General features: G+C 49.1%; 3 protein-coding genes. All 3 read right to left on the reverse strand.

Features of this window, described 5'->3' with window-relative positions; genetic code table 11:
* Positions 1-327: 327 nt before the first annotated feature.
* The gene (locus AACQ83_RS03570; RefSeq protein WP_112876325.1) at positions 328-15,951 is read right to left on the reverse strand and encodes a non-ribosomal peptide synthetase; all 15,624 of its coding nucleotides are present in this window, start codon (positions 15,949-15,951) and stop codon (positions 328-330) included.
* 119 nt (positions 15,952-16,070) lie between these two features.
* Positions 16,071-16,217, reverse strand: a complete 147-nt coding sequence (locus tag AACQ83_RS03575) for a hypothetical protein (RefSeq protein ID WP_158537749.1) — start codon at positions 16,215-16,217, stop codon at positions 16,071-16,073.
* A 961-nt stretch (positions 16,218-17,178) separates the two neighbouring features.
* A complete protein-coding gene (gene prtA / locus AACQ83_RS03580; protein ID WP_112876326.1) occupies positions 17,179-18,621 on the reverse strand; it encodes a serralysin in 1,443 nt (480 codons plus the stop codon).
* Between the last annotated feature and the right edge of the window lie 400 nt (positions 18,622-19,021).

Raw genomic sequence — 19,021 nt, forward strand, 5'->3', positions numbered from 1 at the left:
GGAATATCTGTAGTGATATTTATCCTGACAGCTATTCTGTTAACAAAGACAGTTAACGATTACGCTATTTCCTCATTTACCTCCATGGGTGGTTATCATACTTAAGGGTGTAAGAATTGTTTACACGCGTAGACAATGCTGAGAAATAGGATTTCTCCGCCAGCGTCAAGTGTAGGACTTGATAAAAAATAAGGCACCGAAGTGATTAACATTCGGTGCCTATATTCAGCAAGATTGTCCGGCTATTATAAAAACCGTTAACCGGACAAATTGATTTTTAACTATTTTTATTTAAGTACAGCCTTTCATCCCACAATATCACTGGCATTACAGCGCCTCCGCCTCACAATTCATTGCCAACGCCCTGCTTAAGGTCTTAGCCAAAATAGTTTTATTTTCACTATCTTCCATCAAACTAAAATGATCCCCCGGAACCGAGGTTAACTGTAGCGAAGAGTCAGGAACTATCTGTTCCCAACCTAACGACGGTTCCATCGTTACGGACTGTAGCGCAACATCGGTAACAAATGGAATCTGTGGATAAGATTCCATTGCATAGAATTGATGTAGCGTTATCGCCAAGGCTTTCGGTTCATAATCTTTGACCATTTGGACATAATTTCCCATCTGTACCCAACGTTTGGCAATTAAGTCAGGACGCAGATTTGATGGGTATAATTCCAGCTTCTGCGCTGCTGCAATAAATTGCACTAAACTCAGTTCGTCCATTTTCTGATGCAATGCGGCAATCTCTTGAGGATGCTCATCCACTGACTGCCTTGCCAATTCAGCAAGGAACTGAAGTTTAGGTTGATCGACTCGTGTCTTGAAACAGTGCGGAGCAGGTGTATCAATTAGCCCCAAGAAATTAACTGTCTCTCCGGCATGCAAAAGTTGCTGAGCAATGGCATAAGCCAGTATACCGCCAGAAGAGTAGCCGTATATCCGATACGGGCCTTCTGGTCGCACTGCTTTCATAAAGGTGATCATTCTGGTCGCCAGAGCTTCAATGGTCGACGCCTGTTCCTCATTGATAGACGGCCAAGGTAGCGCATAAATCGGGTAATCCGCCTGAATATGCTGAGCCAGCCCAAAAACATAGGAATAGTCATCCATGCCACTCGGCACGAAGAAGAGCGGCGGTTCGGTTCCATCCGGTCGCACCGGTATGGCGCTGTTTTGCAATTGAGACAGTGGATCTGAGGTGATCTCTGACACCAGTTCCGCTAGCACCGGGAATTGGAACAGATTATTCAATGAGCAAATCAACCCTCGTTCTGCGGCCAGATTGATCATCCGCATAGCGAGCAGCGAGTGTCCACCCAAGGTAAAGAAGTTGTCATGCCGGCCAATTCGCTCAACCCCCAGTAATTCACGCCAGACAGCCGCCAAGGCGATCTCTGTTTCGCCTTGTGGCGCTTCATAGATCTGACGGGCAAACGCGTTCTGATCAGGCACCGGCAATGCCCGGTGATCCAACTTGCCGTTCGGAGTCAACGGAAAGGCGTCCAGACGCACAAAGGCTGACGGCACCATATAGTCAGGCAATAAAGCTCTTAAATGACGATGTAATTGGCTAGCCAGCCCGTCATCCGCCTCAGATGCGACATAAGCCACCAGACGTTTATCCTGACCATCTCCCAGTGCTAATACAATCGCCTCACGCACATCAGGATACTCCATCAACCACGCTTCGATTTCACCCGGTTCAATGCGGAAACCCCGGATTTTAATCTGTTGATCATTACGACCAACGAAGACCAGATTGCCATCTGACAGATAGCGGGCTAAATCCCCGGTTCGGTACATACGAGCACCCGGTTGATCGCTGAACGGATCCGTCAGGAAACGTTCAGTCGTCAAATCAGAGCGGTTGAGATAGCCACGCGCGACGCCGGCACCACCAATGTATAATTCCCCCACTGCCCCAAATGGCACTGGCTGGCCGTGATTATCCAAGAGATAAATAGCTGTATTCGCTGTCGGACGCCCAATAGGGATCAGCATATCAGTATAGTCTGGCGGGCAACGCCAGCAGGTTGCACAGACGGTGATTTCTGTCGGGCCATAAGCATTAAACAGCGTTACCCGACCACGTAATGCTTGCAACAACGCCGCACTGGGTGCTTCTCCGCCCAGTATCAAGGTGGGCTTTATCGTTATCGCCGGTAAATCGGCCCCATCCCGTAACAGAGCCGGGGTCAAACAGGCGTGTGTTACCTGCCGCTCTTCCAGATAACGCCACAGGCGCAGCGGGTCTTGACGAACGCTATCAACCGGAATGTCTAGGGTAGCTCCCCCACACAGTGCCACCATGATTTCCCAGACACTGGCATCGAAACCAAATGAAGCAAATTGTAACATCCGGCTATCCGAGCGAATGTCAAATTGGGTGATTTTCTCCCAAATTAAATTGACCAAGCCATGATGTTCAACCATCACCCCTTTTGGTGTACCAGTGGAACCAGAAGTGTAAATCACATACGCCAGATGTCGTGAGGTTAGCGCCGGGACGTGCGGATTATTATCCGGCTGCTCAGGCAGAACAGTCGGATCAAGTACCGTTAACGCCGTAAGCGCCTGTTCACCTAACGCAGTACGGCCCACATTATCTGCCAGTACCACTGACAGTGCCGCATCCGTGAGCATATAAGCTAGCCGGTCACCCGGGTAGGCTGGATCTAAGGGAACATAAGCCCCACCCGCTTTGAGTACCGCCAGTAGCGCCACCACTCTTGACGGTGAACGCGTGACACAAATCGCCACCCGTTGATCGGGTTCCACTCCGAGTTCAATTAACTGATGAGCCAGTCGGTTAGCATATGCATTCAATTCTGCATAGCTGAGAGTCTGCTCTTCATAGACCAGTGCCATAGCCTCAGGATTTTTCGCCACTTGCTGTTCAAACAGATGATGAATACACAACGGGTCGGAATATGTCGTTTGCGGGCCATTGCCGACTTTCAGTAGCAGTTTCCTTTCTACTGCCGGTAAAATTTCCAACCGCTGAACCGGGGTTTCCGAGGCGTGCTCCAGTGCACCCACCAGACTTTCCAGCGCCTGTTGCATATAACCACACACCCGCTCGGCATCAAACGGCTGGACGATTTGCGCTGTCAGCCCCAGCGCATCACCAAAATCTTCTACTGACAGCGTAAACGGATAGTTAGTCCGCTCCTGTGCACCGAGAAATTCAACACCGCTCATGATCTCATTCGATTCCACCGAAGCTATATTGTGTCGGTAGTTCAGCAAGGTACTAAACAGAGGCGTTCCTCCCTGCACCCCGCTACAACGTTGAGCCAGTGCCAACGAGGCATATTCGTGTTCCAATAATCCCGCCAGCCGGTGATGTGCTACCTGTACGCTGTCTCGTACCGGGGTATCATCCATATCCAACCGTAGCGGCAAGGTATTGATAAACAGCCCCATGCCATTTTCAGCCCCTTCACCCGCCGCCATGCGCCCAAATAAGACGGTGCCAAATACCACCTGCTGCTGTCCGCTGGTACGTGATAACACCTGTGCCCAAGCCAAATGGCACAGCGCCGCCAGACTGACACCCAATCGCCGCGCCTGACCACGTAAACTGTTATTTAACTCAGGGGTCAGCATCCGGTGCGATTCGGTCATCTGCGAGCCATCATGGCGAACTTCCGCCAGCCCAAACGGTAACGTCGGTTCATCAACCTCAGCTAACATCTCGGTAAAGAAACGGGTATGTTCTTCCTGACTTATCCCTAGTCGGGACTGCGCCACCAGATTACGGAATGGTGCCGGGGCTGGCAGATTGCCGTCCTGCCCGTCAAGGTACGCCTGAACTTCGTGGCTCATCACATCCAGCGCGGTATGGTCGCCAATCAAATGATGCATCAGTTGCAAAACAATCCAACGACTATCACTATCCTGTGCCACCACAAAGCGCAACAGCGGCGCCTGCCCCAAATCGAGACGATATTGACGTGGGTTAAACCGTTGCGCTAATTGTTCGCTGATCGGCCCGTCAGCCGGATCTAATGGCAATTCCATCACCGACAACGACACCTGACGGCAAACAACCTGCGCCGGAACGGATAACCCTTGCCAGATAAAGGCGGTCCGTAGGATGTCATGACGGTCAATCACCTGCTGAACCGCCGCCAGATAACGATCCAGCAGAGGCCGGTCAGCAAAAGCCATTTGACCTGCCAACAGATAGGGATCGCCTTCGTTTGCCAGCAAATGGTGGAACAGGATCCCGTCCTGTAACGGCGACAACGCATAGATATCCTGAATATTGGCTATCCCACCCGGTACCTGTTCGACGATGTGATCAATTTCAGATTGAGTGAGATCGATCAGCGGTAACATTTCTGGCGTTAACACCGTGGTGGCCGGTGTAATCATGTTGGCCGGCACTTTTTCGGTCTGATTCAGCCTCAATGTTTGCGCCAGTTCAGACAGTATCGGGGATTGGAACAGATCACGTACTGCCAGCGTTAAACCCAAATTACGCAAACGTTCAACCATCCGTACCGCAAGCAACGAATGGCCCCCCAAGGCAAAGAAGCTGTCGTACCGGCTGATCTGTTCAACGCCCAGTAATTCACGCCAGATAGCAGCCAATGCGGTTTCGGTTTCTCCTTGCGGTGCAGCGTAGATCTGGCGGGCAAAAGCATCCTCCCCCGGTGCGGGTAACGCCCGGCGATCCAGCTTGCCGTTAGGCGTCAACGGAAAAGCATCCAACCGCACAAAGGCCGCCGGTACCATGTAATCAGGTAACAACCCACTCAGATGTTCACGCAGACGGTTAACCAACCCGTCATCCGCTTCCGCCGCTACATAAGCCACCAGCCGTTTATCCTGTTCGTCGCCTAAGGCCAGTACCAGCGCTTCACGCACCCCGGAGTATTCTGTCAGCCGGGCTTCGATTTCTCCCGGTTCAATGCGGAAACCGCGGATTTTAATCTGCTGGTCGTTACGACCAACAAATACCAGATTGCCATCCGGCAAATAGCGAACTAAGTCCCCGGTTCGATACATCCGGGCATCAGCAATATGACTAAATGGATCTGCAAGGAAACGTTCGTCGGTCAGTTCAGGACGATTGAGATAGCCACGCGCCACACCGACACCACCAATATAGAGTTCACCCACTGCCCCTATCGGCACGGGCTGACCGAGGGCATCTAGCAGATAGAGACGGGTGTTGGCTGTCGGGCGCCCGATGGGAACTAACACATCGGTATAGTTTAGTGGGCAACGCCAACTGGTTGCACAAACGGTGATTTCCGTTGGACCATAAGCATTGAATACCGTGGCCTTATTGCGCAACGCTTTAAGCAACGCCACACTGGGCGCTTCACCGCCCAATATCAAGGTAGGTTTTACCGTTATCACCGGCAAATCAGCCCCATCCCGCAGCAAAGCCGGAGTCAAACAGGCGTGCGTTACTGACTGCTCTTGCAGATAATGCCAAAGGCGGTATGGGTCCTGGCGAACAGACTCATCAGGAATAACCAGAGCGGCACCACCGCATAGCGCCATCATCATTTCCCAGACACCCGCATCAAAACCAAATGAAGCAAACTGCAACATCCGGCTAGCGGGGAAAATGTCAAATCGAGCGATTTTATCCTGAATAAGGTTGACTAACCCACGATGCTCCACCATCACCCCTTTTGGCGTACCGGTCGAACCAGAGGTGTAAATCACATAAGCCAGATGACGGGAGGTCAATGTAGATAGTTGTGGGTTGTTATCCGATTGATCAGGCAATAAATGCGGATCAATCACTGTCTGCCCCACAAGCATTTGCTCATCTAAGGCTGAACGTCCAACACTATCTGCCAATAAAATAATCGGTTCAGCATTAGTCAAAATATGGGCCAGACGTTCGCCCGGATAGGCCGGGTCTAACGGCACGTAAGCGCCTCCCGCTTTTAACACCGCCAACAGCGCCACTATCCGCGCCGGTGAACTTGCTACGCAAATCGCCACCCGCTGATCCGGCACTACACCCAGCGCAATAAGTTGGTGAGCCAATCGGTTAGCATCAGCATTCAATTCCACATAACTAAAGGATTGGTTTTCATGTATCAGCGCCGTGGCATCCGGGGCCTTTTCCACCTGCTGTTCAAACAGTTGATGAATGCACAACCGCTCAGGATATGCTGTTTCAGTGGCGTTCCAGGTTTTTAACAATAATGTGCGTTCAGTTGTCGGCAGAATTTCTAACTGCTGTACCGGCATATCGGGCGCCTGCTCAAGCGCCTCCACCAGACTTGCCAACGCCTGTTGCATATAGCCACATATCCGTTCTGGATCGAATGGTTGCACCACTTGAGCCGTCAGCCCTAGATCAGAGCCACTATCCTCTACCGACAACACAAATGGATAGTTGGTCCGCTCCTGTGCGCCAAGGAATTCGATGCCACTCACGATTTCATCTGGTGTGACCGGCTGGGTATTATGTCGGTAGTTCAACAGCGCATTAAAAAGTGGCGTTCCCCTGTCTACGCCACTGCAACGTTGCGCCAGCGCCAGTGAAGCGTGCTCATGTTCCAGCAATCCCGCCAGTCGGCCATGTGCTGCGCGTACACTGTCCTGCACCGGGGTATCATCGATATCCAATCGCAATGGCAAGGTGTTAATAAATAGCCCCATGCCACTATCAGATCCTTCACCCGCCTGCATGCGTCCAAACAGCACCGTACCGAACACCACTTGCGTTTGCCCACTGGTACGCGATAGCACCTGTGCCCAAGCCAGATGGCATAGCGCCGCCACACTGACGCCCAACCGCCGCGCCTGACCACGTAAGCGCTCGTTCAGTCCCGCTGTCAGCATCCGATGAGATTCCGTCACCTGTGAACCGTCATGATGTGCTTCTGCCAACCCAAATGGCAGTGTCGGTTCACCCACTTCAGCCAGCATGTCGGTAAAGAAACGAGTATGCTCTGTCTGGCTGATACCCAAACGAGCCTGTGCCACTAAATGACGGAACGGGACCGGCGCAGGCAGGCTGTCTATTTGCCCGGTGTCTATTCGCCCGGAGAGAAAGACCTGAACTTCGCTGTTCATTACCTCTAACGTGGTATGGTCGCCAATGAGGTGATGCAACAATTGCAGCAAAATCCAACGACCATCGCGCTCCTGTGCCACAACGAAACGTAATAACGGTGCCTGATTCAGGTCAATACGATGCCGGCGCGGGTCAAAACGTTGAGCCAGTTGGTTACTGATCGGCCCATCAGCCGGGTCGAGCGTCAATTCCGTTACAGACAAAGGCACCTGACGGCAAATTACCTGAGCCGGCACAGACAACCCTTCCCAGATAAAGGCGGTACGCAAGATATCATGGCGGTCAATCACCTGTTGAACCGCAGCCAGATAGCGGTCAAGTAAGGGGCGATCAGCAAAAGCCTGTTGAGTAATCAGTAGATAGGGATCACCCTCATTTGCCAATAGATGGTGGAATAAAATGCCATCCTGTAACGGTGACAGCGCATAGATATCCTGAATATTGGCAATTCCACCCGGTACTTGTTCAACAATACGATCAATTTCAGCTTGAGTCAGATCAATCAGTGGCAACATTGCTGGCGTCAGCACAGTCGTACCCGCTGTAATACCGTTATCAGGCACGCTAATTTCACGATGCGGCGCTAAAGATTGGGCCAATACACTTAATGTCGGATGCTGGAATAACGTTTGTACCGACAGGCCCAACCCTATACGCCGTAAACGTTCGATCATCTTGACTGCCAACAGCGAGTGACCGCCCAAGGCAAAAAAACTGTCATGTCGGCCGACCTGTTCAACATTCAGTAATTCGCGCCAGATAGTGGCTAATGCTATCTCAATTTCCCCTTGTGGCGCTTGGTAAGCTTGGCGAGCAAAGGCATCCTCCCCCGGTGCTGGCAGCGACCGGCGATCCAGCTTACCGTTAGGGGTCAGCGGAAAGGCATCCAAACGCACAAAAGCCGCCGGTATCATATAGTCAGGCAAAATATCACTCAAGTACTCACGCAATCTGGCCGCCAGTCCGTCATCCGCTGGCACCACCACATAAGCCACCAGTCGTTTATCCTGCCCGTCACCCAACGTCAATACCAGCGCTTCACTTACCTCAGGGTGTTCAATCAATCGTGCTTCAATTTCTCCCGGCTCAATGCGGAAACCACGGATTTTAACCTGCTGGTCATTACGACCAACAAATACCAGATTGCCGTCCGGCAAGTAGCGGGCCAAATCCCCGGTACGGTACATTCGGGCATCCGCTTCATCACTAAACGGATCATTCAGGAAACGTTCAGCCGTCAATTCAGGGCGATTGAGATAGCCACGCGCTACCCCAACGCCACCAATATACAATTCTCCCACTGTGCCCAATGGGACTGGCTGGCCGTGTTCATCCAGCAGATAAAGGCGTTTGTTGGCGGTCGGGCTGCCGATGGGGATTAATCCTCCGGTATAATTTGACGGGCAATCCCAAGTGGTCGCACACACGGTGGTTTCCGTCGGCCCATAAGCGTTAAACACATCGGCCCGGCTGCACAATGCCTGAAATAACGCGGTACTCGGCGCTTCTCCTGCAAATATTAAGGTTGGTTTTATCGCTATCGCCGGTAAATCGGCACCGTCGTGAAACATAGCCGGCGTCAAACAGGCATGGGTCACTGCCTGTTCTTCCAGGTAACGCCAAAGGCGCTGTGGATCTTGCCGCACGGTTTCTGTAGGAATAACCAGCATAGCCCCACAACTTAGTGTCATCATGATTTCCCAGACACTGGCATCGAACCCAAATGAGGCAAACTGCAACATTCGGCTGGCGGTACAAAAATCAAACTGGTTAATTTGTGTCAGTGTCAAATTAACCACGCTACGATGTTCAATCATCACGCCTTTTGGTCTGCCGGTTGAACCAGAAGTGTAAATCACATAAGCCAGATGCTGTGGGGCCAATCCAGAGACTTGCGGGTTATTATCTGGCTGCTCCGGCAAGGTATTCGGATCGAGCACCGTCAGCGTCGCCAGAATGTCTTCACTTAGTGCTGCCTGCCCGGCATTATCCGCCAGTAAAATAACCGGTGTCGCATCAGTGAGCATATAAGACAGACGTTCACCGGGATAGGCTGGATCTAACGGCACATAAGCTCCGCCCGCTTTCAGCACCGCCAACAACCCGATTATTCTCGCAAGTGAGCGTGTCACACAAATCGCTACCCGCTGATCCGGCGTTACGCCTAAAGCGATAAGCTGATGGGCTAGCCGGTTGGCGCGGACATTCAGTTCCGCATAGCTGAGCGTCTGGTTTTCATAGATTACCGCTATGGCGTCCGGGGTCTTCTCTACCTGTTGTTCAAACAACTGATGCACACATAGCTGAGTAGGATATGGTTCTTCGGTCGCATTCAAATTCTCTAGCAATAACTCCCGTTCAGCAGATGACAAAATATCGATAGCCGTGACCGGTTGCTGAGATTGGTTCACCATTGCCCGCAATATGGCCTGTAAATAACCAACCTGTCTTTCGATGGTTTCATGGTCGAACAGGGCGGAAGAGTAGTTCAGTTCTCCAACAATTTCGCCTGCCTTTTCCGTTAATTCCAGTTGCAGATCGAATTTCGCTATATCGTATCCTAGCTCGAATGATGCTACCGCCAATTCCGGTAATTGCCATTCCTCTGTTTCATTCTCCTGCCAGGCAAACATTACCTGGAACAGTGGCGTATGCTCCGGTCTGCGTGGCGGTTGAACAATTTCTACCACCTGCTCGAAAGGCAAGTCCTGATGATCCTGTGCTCCCAATGTCACCTGCTGCACACGCTGCAATAGGGTGACCACATCCGGCATATCGGATAAATCGATGCGCAACGCTAATGTGTTAACAAAGAAGCCAAGCAGTGGCTCAATTTCCCGCCGATTGCGGTTGACGCTTGGTATACCAATGACAACATCATCCTGCCCCGACAAGCGCGATAACAGCGCAGCCCAAGCGGTCAGCAAGGTCATAAACAGTGTAGTGCCGTGTTGCTGCCCCAGATTTTTTAGCGCCTGTACCAACGTGGCATCAATGTGCACCTCTACCCGACCGCCGGTAAATGATTGCTGGGAGGGACGTGGCCGATCTGTCGGCAGCTCAAGTAACACCGGCGCATCTGCCAGTGTACGGTGCCAGTAATCACTCTGTGCCTGTAACCCTTCACCAGAAAATACCTGCTGTTGCCATGCAGCATAATCAGGATATTGAATGGTCAATGGCGGTAACGGATCAGGCTGTTGGTTCAGACAAGCGGTATAAAGTGCATACAGTTCTGATTTAAGTATTCCTAAAGACCAACCATCGGAGATGATATGGTGCTGAGTCAGTAGAAATAGATAATCTTCTTCGGCCTGCTGGATCAACGCACAACGGATTAAGGGGCCACGGGCAAGATTAAACGGTTTTTTACCTTCTTGATCACACAAAAATTCAAGCTGTGTCTGCACATCAAGTGCTTTACGGAGATCATAATTTTTTATTGGCAGACCAAATTCCGCCGGTAACAGTTCTACCTGCGGCTGACCATCAACGGTGATAAAAACAGAACGGAGCACCTCGTGGCGAGCAAACAGACGATTCAGGGCCTGCTGCCAGGCAGAAAGATTTAGCCGTCCACGTAAACGCAGGGCTGTCGGAATATGGTAGGTATCACTAACCCCCTCAAATTGCGCCAGAAACCACAGACGCTGTTGACCAAACGATAAGGGTAAGACACTATCACGGGATATTGGCCTAATTTCAGGCAATTTATCACTGCCCATATTACGTTGTGCGCAGATCTTCTCGGTAAATGCACTCAGTGAGGGAGACATAAACAACGCGGCCAACGGCAAGTCGACACCGAAAACAGCTATCCGGTTCATCATCCGTACCGCCAACAGGGAATGTCCGCCCAAGGCAAAGAAATTGTCATATCGGCCGATCTGCTCAACGCCTAGTAATTCACACCAGATAGCCGCTACTGCGATTTCCATTTCCCCCTGTGGCGCGACATAAATTTGACGAGCAAAAGCATCCTCCCCCGGTGTCGGTAATGCCTGATAATCCAATTTACCGTTTGGCGTCAGCAGGAAGGCATCTAAACGTACAAAGGCTGCCGGCACCATATAATCAGGCAACATCGCGCTCAAATGAGTATGCAAACTGGCCGCCAGTCCACTATCCGCTTCGGCTACAACATAGGCAGCTAAACGTTTATCCTGCCCATCTCCCAAGGCCACGACCCGCGCTTCACGCACCATAGAGTGTTCTGCCAACCGAGCTTCAATTTCTCCCGGCTCAATGCGGAAACCACGGATTTTAATCTGCAGGTCGTTACGGCCAACAAACACCAGATTGCCGTCCGGTAAGTAACGCACCAAATCCCCGGTCCGGTACATCCTGGCATCGGCAGCATCACTAAATGGATCAGCTAGAAAACGTTCGTCGGTCAGATCTGGCTGATTGAGATAGCCACGGGCGACACCATCCCCACCAATATAGAGTTCCCCCACCGCGCCTAATGGAACTGGCTGGCCGTGGTTATCCAATAGATAAATACGCGTATTTGCTGTCGGGCGCCCAATGGGAACCAACACATCAGTATAGTGTGATGGACAACGCCAACTGGTGGCACAGACGGTAATTTCTGTCGGGCCATAGGCATTAAATAGAGTTGCTTGATGACTTAGTGCCCGCAGTAACACGGGGCCAGGGGCTTCACCGCCCAATATCAATGTCGGTTTTATTGTTATCGTTGGCAAATCGGCCCCTTCTCGCAACAAAGCAGGGGTCAAGCAGGCATGCGTCACCGATTGTTCTTCCAAATAATGCCAGAGGCGACGCGGGTCTTGACGAACAGTTTCGGCAGGAATAACCAAGCTGGCTCCACTGCCTAACGCCATCATGATTTCCCAGACACCCGCATCAAAACCAAATGAAGCAAACTGCAACATCCGGCTAGCGGGGCGAATGTCGAATCGGGTGATTTTATCCAGAATAAGATTGACCAGCCCACGATGTTCAATCATCACCCCTTTGGGCGTCCCGGTTGATCCAGAAGTGTAAATCACGTAGGCCAGATGGCGAGAGGTCAATGAAAGAACCTGCGGATTGCTGTCCGGCTGGTCAGGTAAGATATTCGGGTCTAGTACCGTCAGCCCCGCAAGCGTTTGCTCACCCAATGCAGCCCGCCCGGTACTATCCACCAGCACTATTGTCTTCGACCCCATGACCTTCAACCCCCTAGCCGGGGCTACATCGGTCAAGATATGCGACAATCGTTCTCCCGGATAAGCCGGGTCCAACGGCACATAGGCCCCGCCCGCTTTCAGCACCGCCAGCACCGCTATCACCCGCATCGGTGAATTTGCCATGCAAATCGCCACCGGTTGATCTGGCACGACACCCAAGGCAATCAGTTGATGAGCAAGCCGGTTAGCACTGGCATCCAGTTGTCCATAGCTGAGCGTTTGATTTTCATACACCAGTGCAGTAGCTTCTGGGGTTTTCTCCACTTGCTGTTCAATTAACTGATGAATACAGAGTTGCTCAGGATACGGTGTTTCAGTCGCGTTCCACGTTTCCAGCAATAACGTGCGTTCCAATGCAGGCAAAACGTTTAGCGCCCGTACCGGCGTTTCCGGCGCCTGTTCAAGGGCACCCGCCAGACTTTCCAGCGCCTGTTGCATGTAACCGCATACTCTTTCTGAATCAAACGGTTGTACTACCTGAGCAGTCAGCCCCAGTGTATCGCCACTATCCTCCACCGACAGCACAAACGGGTAGTTGGTCCGCTCCTGTTCGCCGAGAAATTCAATACCTGGCACCATCTCATGCGGGACCATCGGTTGCTCATTATGCCGGTAATTCAACAGGGCACTAAAAAGCGGTGTGCCGCCCTGTACCCCACTGCAACGTTGAGCCAGCGCCAATGAAGCATGCTCATAATCCAGTAATCCGGCTAACCGGGTATGCGCCACTCTGACGCTATTGTGTACCGGGGTATCATTGATATCCAGCCGCAACGGTAAGGTATTGATAAACAGCCCCATGCCGCTGTCGGCCCCTTCCCCGGCGGCCATACGCCCAAATAGCACGGTGCCGAACACGACTTTCTCTTGTCCGCTGGTACGCGACAGCACCTGTGCCCAAGCCAGATGGCACAGGGTTGCCAGACTGACACCTATACGTCTCGCTTGCGCACGCAGACGATCATTCAGCATGGGAGACAACATCCGATGCGCTTGTGTGACCTGAGAACCATCACGATGTACCTCGGTCAGCCCAAACGGTAACGTCGGTTCATCCACTTCTGCCAACATGTCGGTAAAGAATCGGTGATGTTCTGTCTGGTCAACCCCTTGCCGAGCCTGAAACACCAGATTACGGAACGGTACCGGTGTCGGCAGGTTATCGCCCTGTCCGTCAAGATAGGCCCGAACTTCGAGGTTCATGACTTCCAGCGTGGTATGGTCGCCAATCAGGTGATGTTGTAATTGCAGTACGTACCAGCGGCCATCCTCTTCCTGTGCTATCACAAAGCGTAACAACGGGGCCTGACTTAGATCGAGACGGTATTGCCGTGGATCAAAACGTTGCGCCAATTGGTCACTGACCGGCCCGTCAGCCGGGTTCAGCGTCAGTTCAGTTACTGACAATGGGACCTGACGCCAAACCACCTGCGCCGGAACGGATAATCCTTGCCAGATAAAAGCGGTACGCAAAATATCATGACGGTCAACCACCTGTTGTACCGCAAATAAATAGCGGTCTAGCAAACCACGGTCAGCAAAGATCATTGGATAGGCCAGCAAGTAAGGATCACCTTCTTTCGCCAGTAGATGGTGAAACAAGATACCGTCCTGCAACGGTGACAGCGCATAAATATCCTGAATATTGACCACTCCACCCGGTACCTGCTCGACGATGTAATCAATATCAGACTGAGTCAAATTAATTAACGGCAACATCGCTGGCGTCAATTCAATGGTCGCCGGGGTAATGACATTTAGCGGCACTGTCACAATCTGATGCTGCCCCAATGTTTGGGCCAACTCCGCCAGTATTGGCAATTGAAACAGGTCGCGGGCAGCCAATGTCAACCCTAAATGGCGTAGCTGTTCAATCATGCGCACGCCAAGCAGTGAATGGCCGCCCAAGGCAAAGAAGCTGTCATACCGACTTATCTGCTCAATACCCAGTAACTCACGCCAGATAGTAGCCAATGCAATTTCCCGCTCCCCTTGCGGTGCGGCGTAAACCTGACGAGCAAAGGCGTCTTCCCCCGGTGCCGGTAACGCCCGACGATCCAGTTTGCCATTAGGAGTTAACGGGAATTCATCCAACCGCACAAAGGCCACCGGCACCATATAATCAGGCAACCGCGCACTTAGGTGTTCACGCAAGTGGGTAGGCAATTCGTTATCCGACTCTGCCAACACATAAGCAACTAACTGCTTGTCCTGCCCCTCACCTAACGCCAATACCACCGCTTCACGTACTGCAGAATACTCCACCAATCGGGCTTCAATTTCTCCCGGTTCAATTCGGAACCCGCGGATTTTCACCTGCTGATCGTTGCGGCCCAAAAATTCCAGATTGCCATCCGGCAGGTAGCGAGCTAAATCGCCGGTCCGGTACATCCGCGCATCCGGTGCATCACTAAATGGATCAACCAAAAAGCGTTCAGCGGTCAATTCAGGGCGATTCAGATAACCACAGGCCACCCCGTCGCCGCCAACATAAATCTCGCCCGTTTTCCCCAATGGCACGGGCTGGCCCTGCTCATCCAGTAAGTAAACCCGCGTATTGGCAATGGGTCGACCAATAGGAATGTTGGTTGTTCCTGGGGATAACGTTTCCATCCGGTATGTGGTGGTAAAGGTGGCGCCCTCGGTCGGCCCATAAGCATTCAATAACTGCTGAGGCGGGTTCTTGCGTAAAACCTGGGAAATCACATGGGAGTCAAGAATATCGCCGCCGATAATCAGGTTTTTCAACTGCGGCAAAACTGGGGACAACTCCGCCGCCAGCCGGTTAAACAGGCCGACGCTTAACCATAAAATATTAATTTGATAACGGTCTAATGCCTGTACAAATTCCGGCGGCGTCAACAAAGTGGTGTGGTCGATAACCACCAATGCCCCGCCATTGAGTAAAGGTGCCCACACTTCAAAAGTACTGGCATCGAAAGCCGGGTTAGCCGCGAAAGCAACCCGATCATTGGGTTCAATTTCAACATAGCCATTATTAATAACGAGTCGGACCACAGCGCGGTGAGGCACGATCACCCCTTTTGGGGCGCCAGTCGAGCCGGAGGTGTACATGATATATGCTGGCGCAGTACTGGAATAAAGTAAGTCAGGATTGAAACTCTCTTCCACCTTGTTCGCGCCTGTCTCATCAGAGAGACGAATTAGCGGAACATCCAGATCTGCCGGGATATCCGTTTGTGTGCTGGTGAGCAACAATTTGGCTAAGCAATCGTTTAGCAGCCAATTTTTTCTTTCGTCCGGTACACCGGGATCGATAGGGACATAAACCGCCCCCGCTTTGAGAATAGCCAATTGAGCCACAACTAATTCGATGGATCGCTCTAACAGGATTGCCACATGGTCATTCGGGCAAACCCCTTGTTTAATCAGTTGATGAGTCAGTCGGTTAGCGCGAGTATTCAACTCCGTATAACTTAGGGTCTTATCATTTGCGATTAGCGCCGTCGCTGTCGGGTTTTTTTCCACTTGTCGTTCAAACAACTGATGGATACCTAACTGGTCAGGATAGGCGGTTTCAGTGGCATTCCAGGTTTTCAACAGCAGTGTACGTTCAGCCTCTGACAACAAATTAAGTTTCCGAACAGAGATGTCATCACCAACCTTGTCTGACGGTACTTGCACTAATCCAGCGTCAAAGATAATTTCCTTTTTAGCTATGCTATCTTTCATCTACTTACTACCTCAACGAATCTGTTAGTTATTTGAAAACTGTCATTCTCAACAGTCATCACAAATGTTTTGCCCTTATTTCTTCCCTCCAAGAAATAAAAACGGGCACACACCAGGCATCAATTAAAATCCTCAGACAGCACATTCTCTTGGACGCCGGAGGTAATATCCCGGTTAATAGCTGCATAATTATCAATTCTTCGACAATTATTTTCCTGATAACGGAATAAACGATTCACCAAGTGAACCGGCAAAAGATATTCCATTTTTGTTCCTGTTTTTTTAATAATCGCCTTTGATTTTGTGCAATTTTTTATTGGCCTACACTGAATTTCACAACTAAATAAAAATGGATTTATTGAATATATTTACTGGCATGAATGCTAAATCCCTGCTGTATTTTGTCTATTTTGAATTAATATCACATGTAAATTATTTCACAAATAATTAAGTAATTAGCAAAACAAACTAAACCTCCTGTTCCCCAATTAACACCGAATTTACTTTGATAACTCTTTGAAAAATAGACCTATCCGCATTCCAATAGGAAACAGACTTCACCACAAAAAACATTATTTATCACTTGGTTACATTGATTAATGTATATTTATACACATAAAAATTATCAACTAGTCTGATTACATATTATTTTATAATAATCAAATTATACAACTAATGTAAACGTTAATTACATTTAACACCGATATGAAACAATTTCAAACTAAAACTAACTTCCACATATATTGTTTTGTCATAATGAAATAATACGAACAACGTATGCATTAATTACATTTAATATCATTAGTAAATAATTTTAAATTAAAAATAGATTATTTGCTTATTGTTATAAAATAAAAAAATCACACCATTAATTACTTATTAAAATGTATTTTACTTATTATATAATAGAAAAATAGTAGATCAGGAATGATAACGACTAGCTAAATCAGCTCAGACTAATATGGTTTCCCCAAAAATCATGTTATCCGTAAAACTAATGTCGCCATTAATGCCAAATTTATTTCCAAAAATATTGCCAATATATCCAAATCCCGGGTACTGACGGTATTTCTCACAATATCTATCGCCAGTTTGAAAGGGTTTGACGTCAACCAGAAGAGAGGAAAGTACACATTGACGGGCACGACATGGACAGCATATACGCCCAGACGTTCAAAATGACTAAACGAATAACCGCATCCAGTCAGATGCGGTTGTGTTGTTGCGTTATGAAAGGATGAAATCAGACTCTGTCAGCGGCTCTCCAACGATCTTCACCCCAAAACCATCTTGAGATAATTCTCCCCCCATATTAATAACGAAATCATTTACCTTGTTAACGCTATCATAGCTGATCACTGCTTCCCCAATAGCGCCAGTGAATTCCTCGACAAACTTAATAGTGCCTTTTCCTGCTTCACCCAGATCGAACAATGACACATCAATCTTGTCCTCACCGGAAACAAAGTCATGGATCCAATCACGCTCAAGAAAAGGTGATTCCTTGGCGTTCAAGTAGACAAATGTATCTTTGCCTTCCCCACCCCAAAGATGATCTGCTCCCAGCCCACCGTAGATAATGTCATCACCGGTACCACCCTTCAAAGTATTATTGGCATCATTCCCTATCAGAATGTCATTACCACTGCCACCAATCGCATTTTCAATCGTGACACCACGGGCGATTGAGACGTTGCCTTTCAAACCACCCACATCCGAGAAAGAGGCTTCATTCAAGTTAATGCGTTGATCTTGAGTAAAACCAGAGAAATCAAAGGTATCATTGCCACCCGCATCCCAAGCAGTAAACACGAGTTTGCTCTTTGCATCTTTTGCAGTAAAGAAATCGCGATCTGTGTTGGAATTAAAACCATATACCGTATCATCGGTACGAGTAGTATTATTTACGCCATACACCGACTGAATGGCAGAAATATCGTTAAGTAATGGCGCGGCAGAATAAATACCTTTAAAATCTTGCCCTGTATTTTTTTCACTGAAATAACCCATGACGGTATAAGCACTACTATCTTCAAAATAGGTAGCGCTTTTCTTGTAAGTCGGCATTACCTTATCAGATGCATCATAATCAGCCGGATGATCCAACCCCAGTGTATGGCCGATCTCATGAGTAAATGTATGGCGGCCATAACCATGCACTCCAATATCATTTTTTAAGAAAGTACGGCTTTCCGCGTTATACCAAGTTCCTACTTGTTTCAAACCTGGATTCGGCATCTCAGCAAACGCATAATCATCTGTTAAACTAAAATCAAAGAAACCAAAAGTGATATTCGCTTCCTTGATATCATAGGTTTCGGTGAATTTAATATTCGCGACATCAGCCCAAGATTGAATTGACAGCTTTGCAGCAGCTTTTTGTTCTTCATTAAATGCTGAAAATCCAGAAATAATCCACGGCATATCATCTGGTTCACTCTCCAGGAAGTTATACGTTAATTGGAAAGTTTCAGATTTGTCATCACTCTGATGCCCCCAACGGTAATCACTGCGGATTAATTCTTTCGCCGCATCTTTACTGGGCTCATGCCGAACGACAATATTAGGATCTTTACCTGGAATATAAGCATGTAGCCAGGTCAATACCTCGTTTACCTTTGCTGAACCACTAACTTCTTCCAAATATGAAACTTTCCTCTTTACAGACATATATTTCTCCATAAGTTCAAAGCTTAGATATATACCCGTTATCCTTCAAGTTGCCTCTTTGTTGGCGGCACTCGCTCACCCCGGTCATATAGTTACCTATGCTCCCGGGGATTCACTCCCTTGCCGTCGTGATTCATCTTGAAATCCATAGGGTATAAAACCTTTCTATTTAATTAAACACCTGTCAATAAAACCTATAAACAATGGGCTATCCCGGCCACGCAATTAAAAACTCCTGCCCATAAAAGTAACACTAAAGTTAATTACGTAAAAAAAAATTAACATATTTTTTTAATATAAACGTGATAAAAATAGCATAAAACAAATAAACAATTGTTTTATATAACATAGCTATTTAAGACAAAAAATATTGCTAATTTCTCATCAGTATTTTATTTCA

This window comes from Photorhabdus sp. S10-54, assembly GCF_963878145.1.
Taxonomy (GTDB): domain Bacteria; phylum Pseudomonadota; class Gammaproteobacteria; order Enterobacterales; family Enterobacteriaceae; genus Photorhabdus; species Photorhabdus kayaii.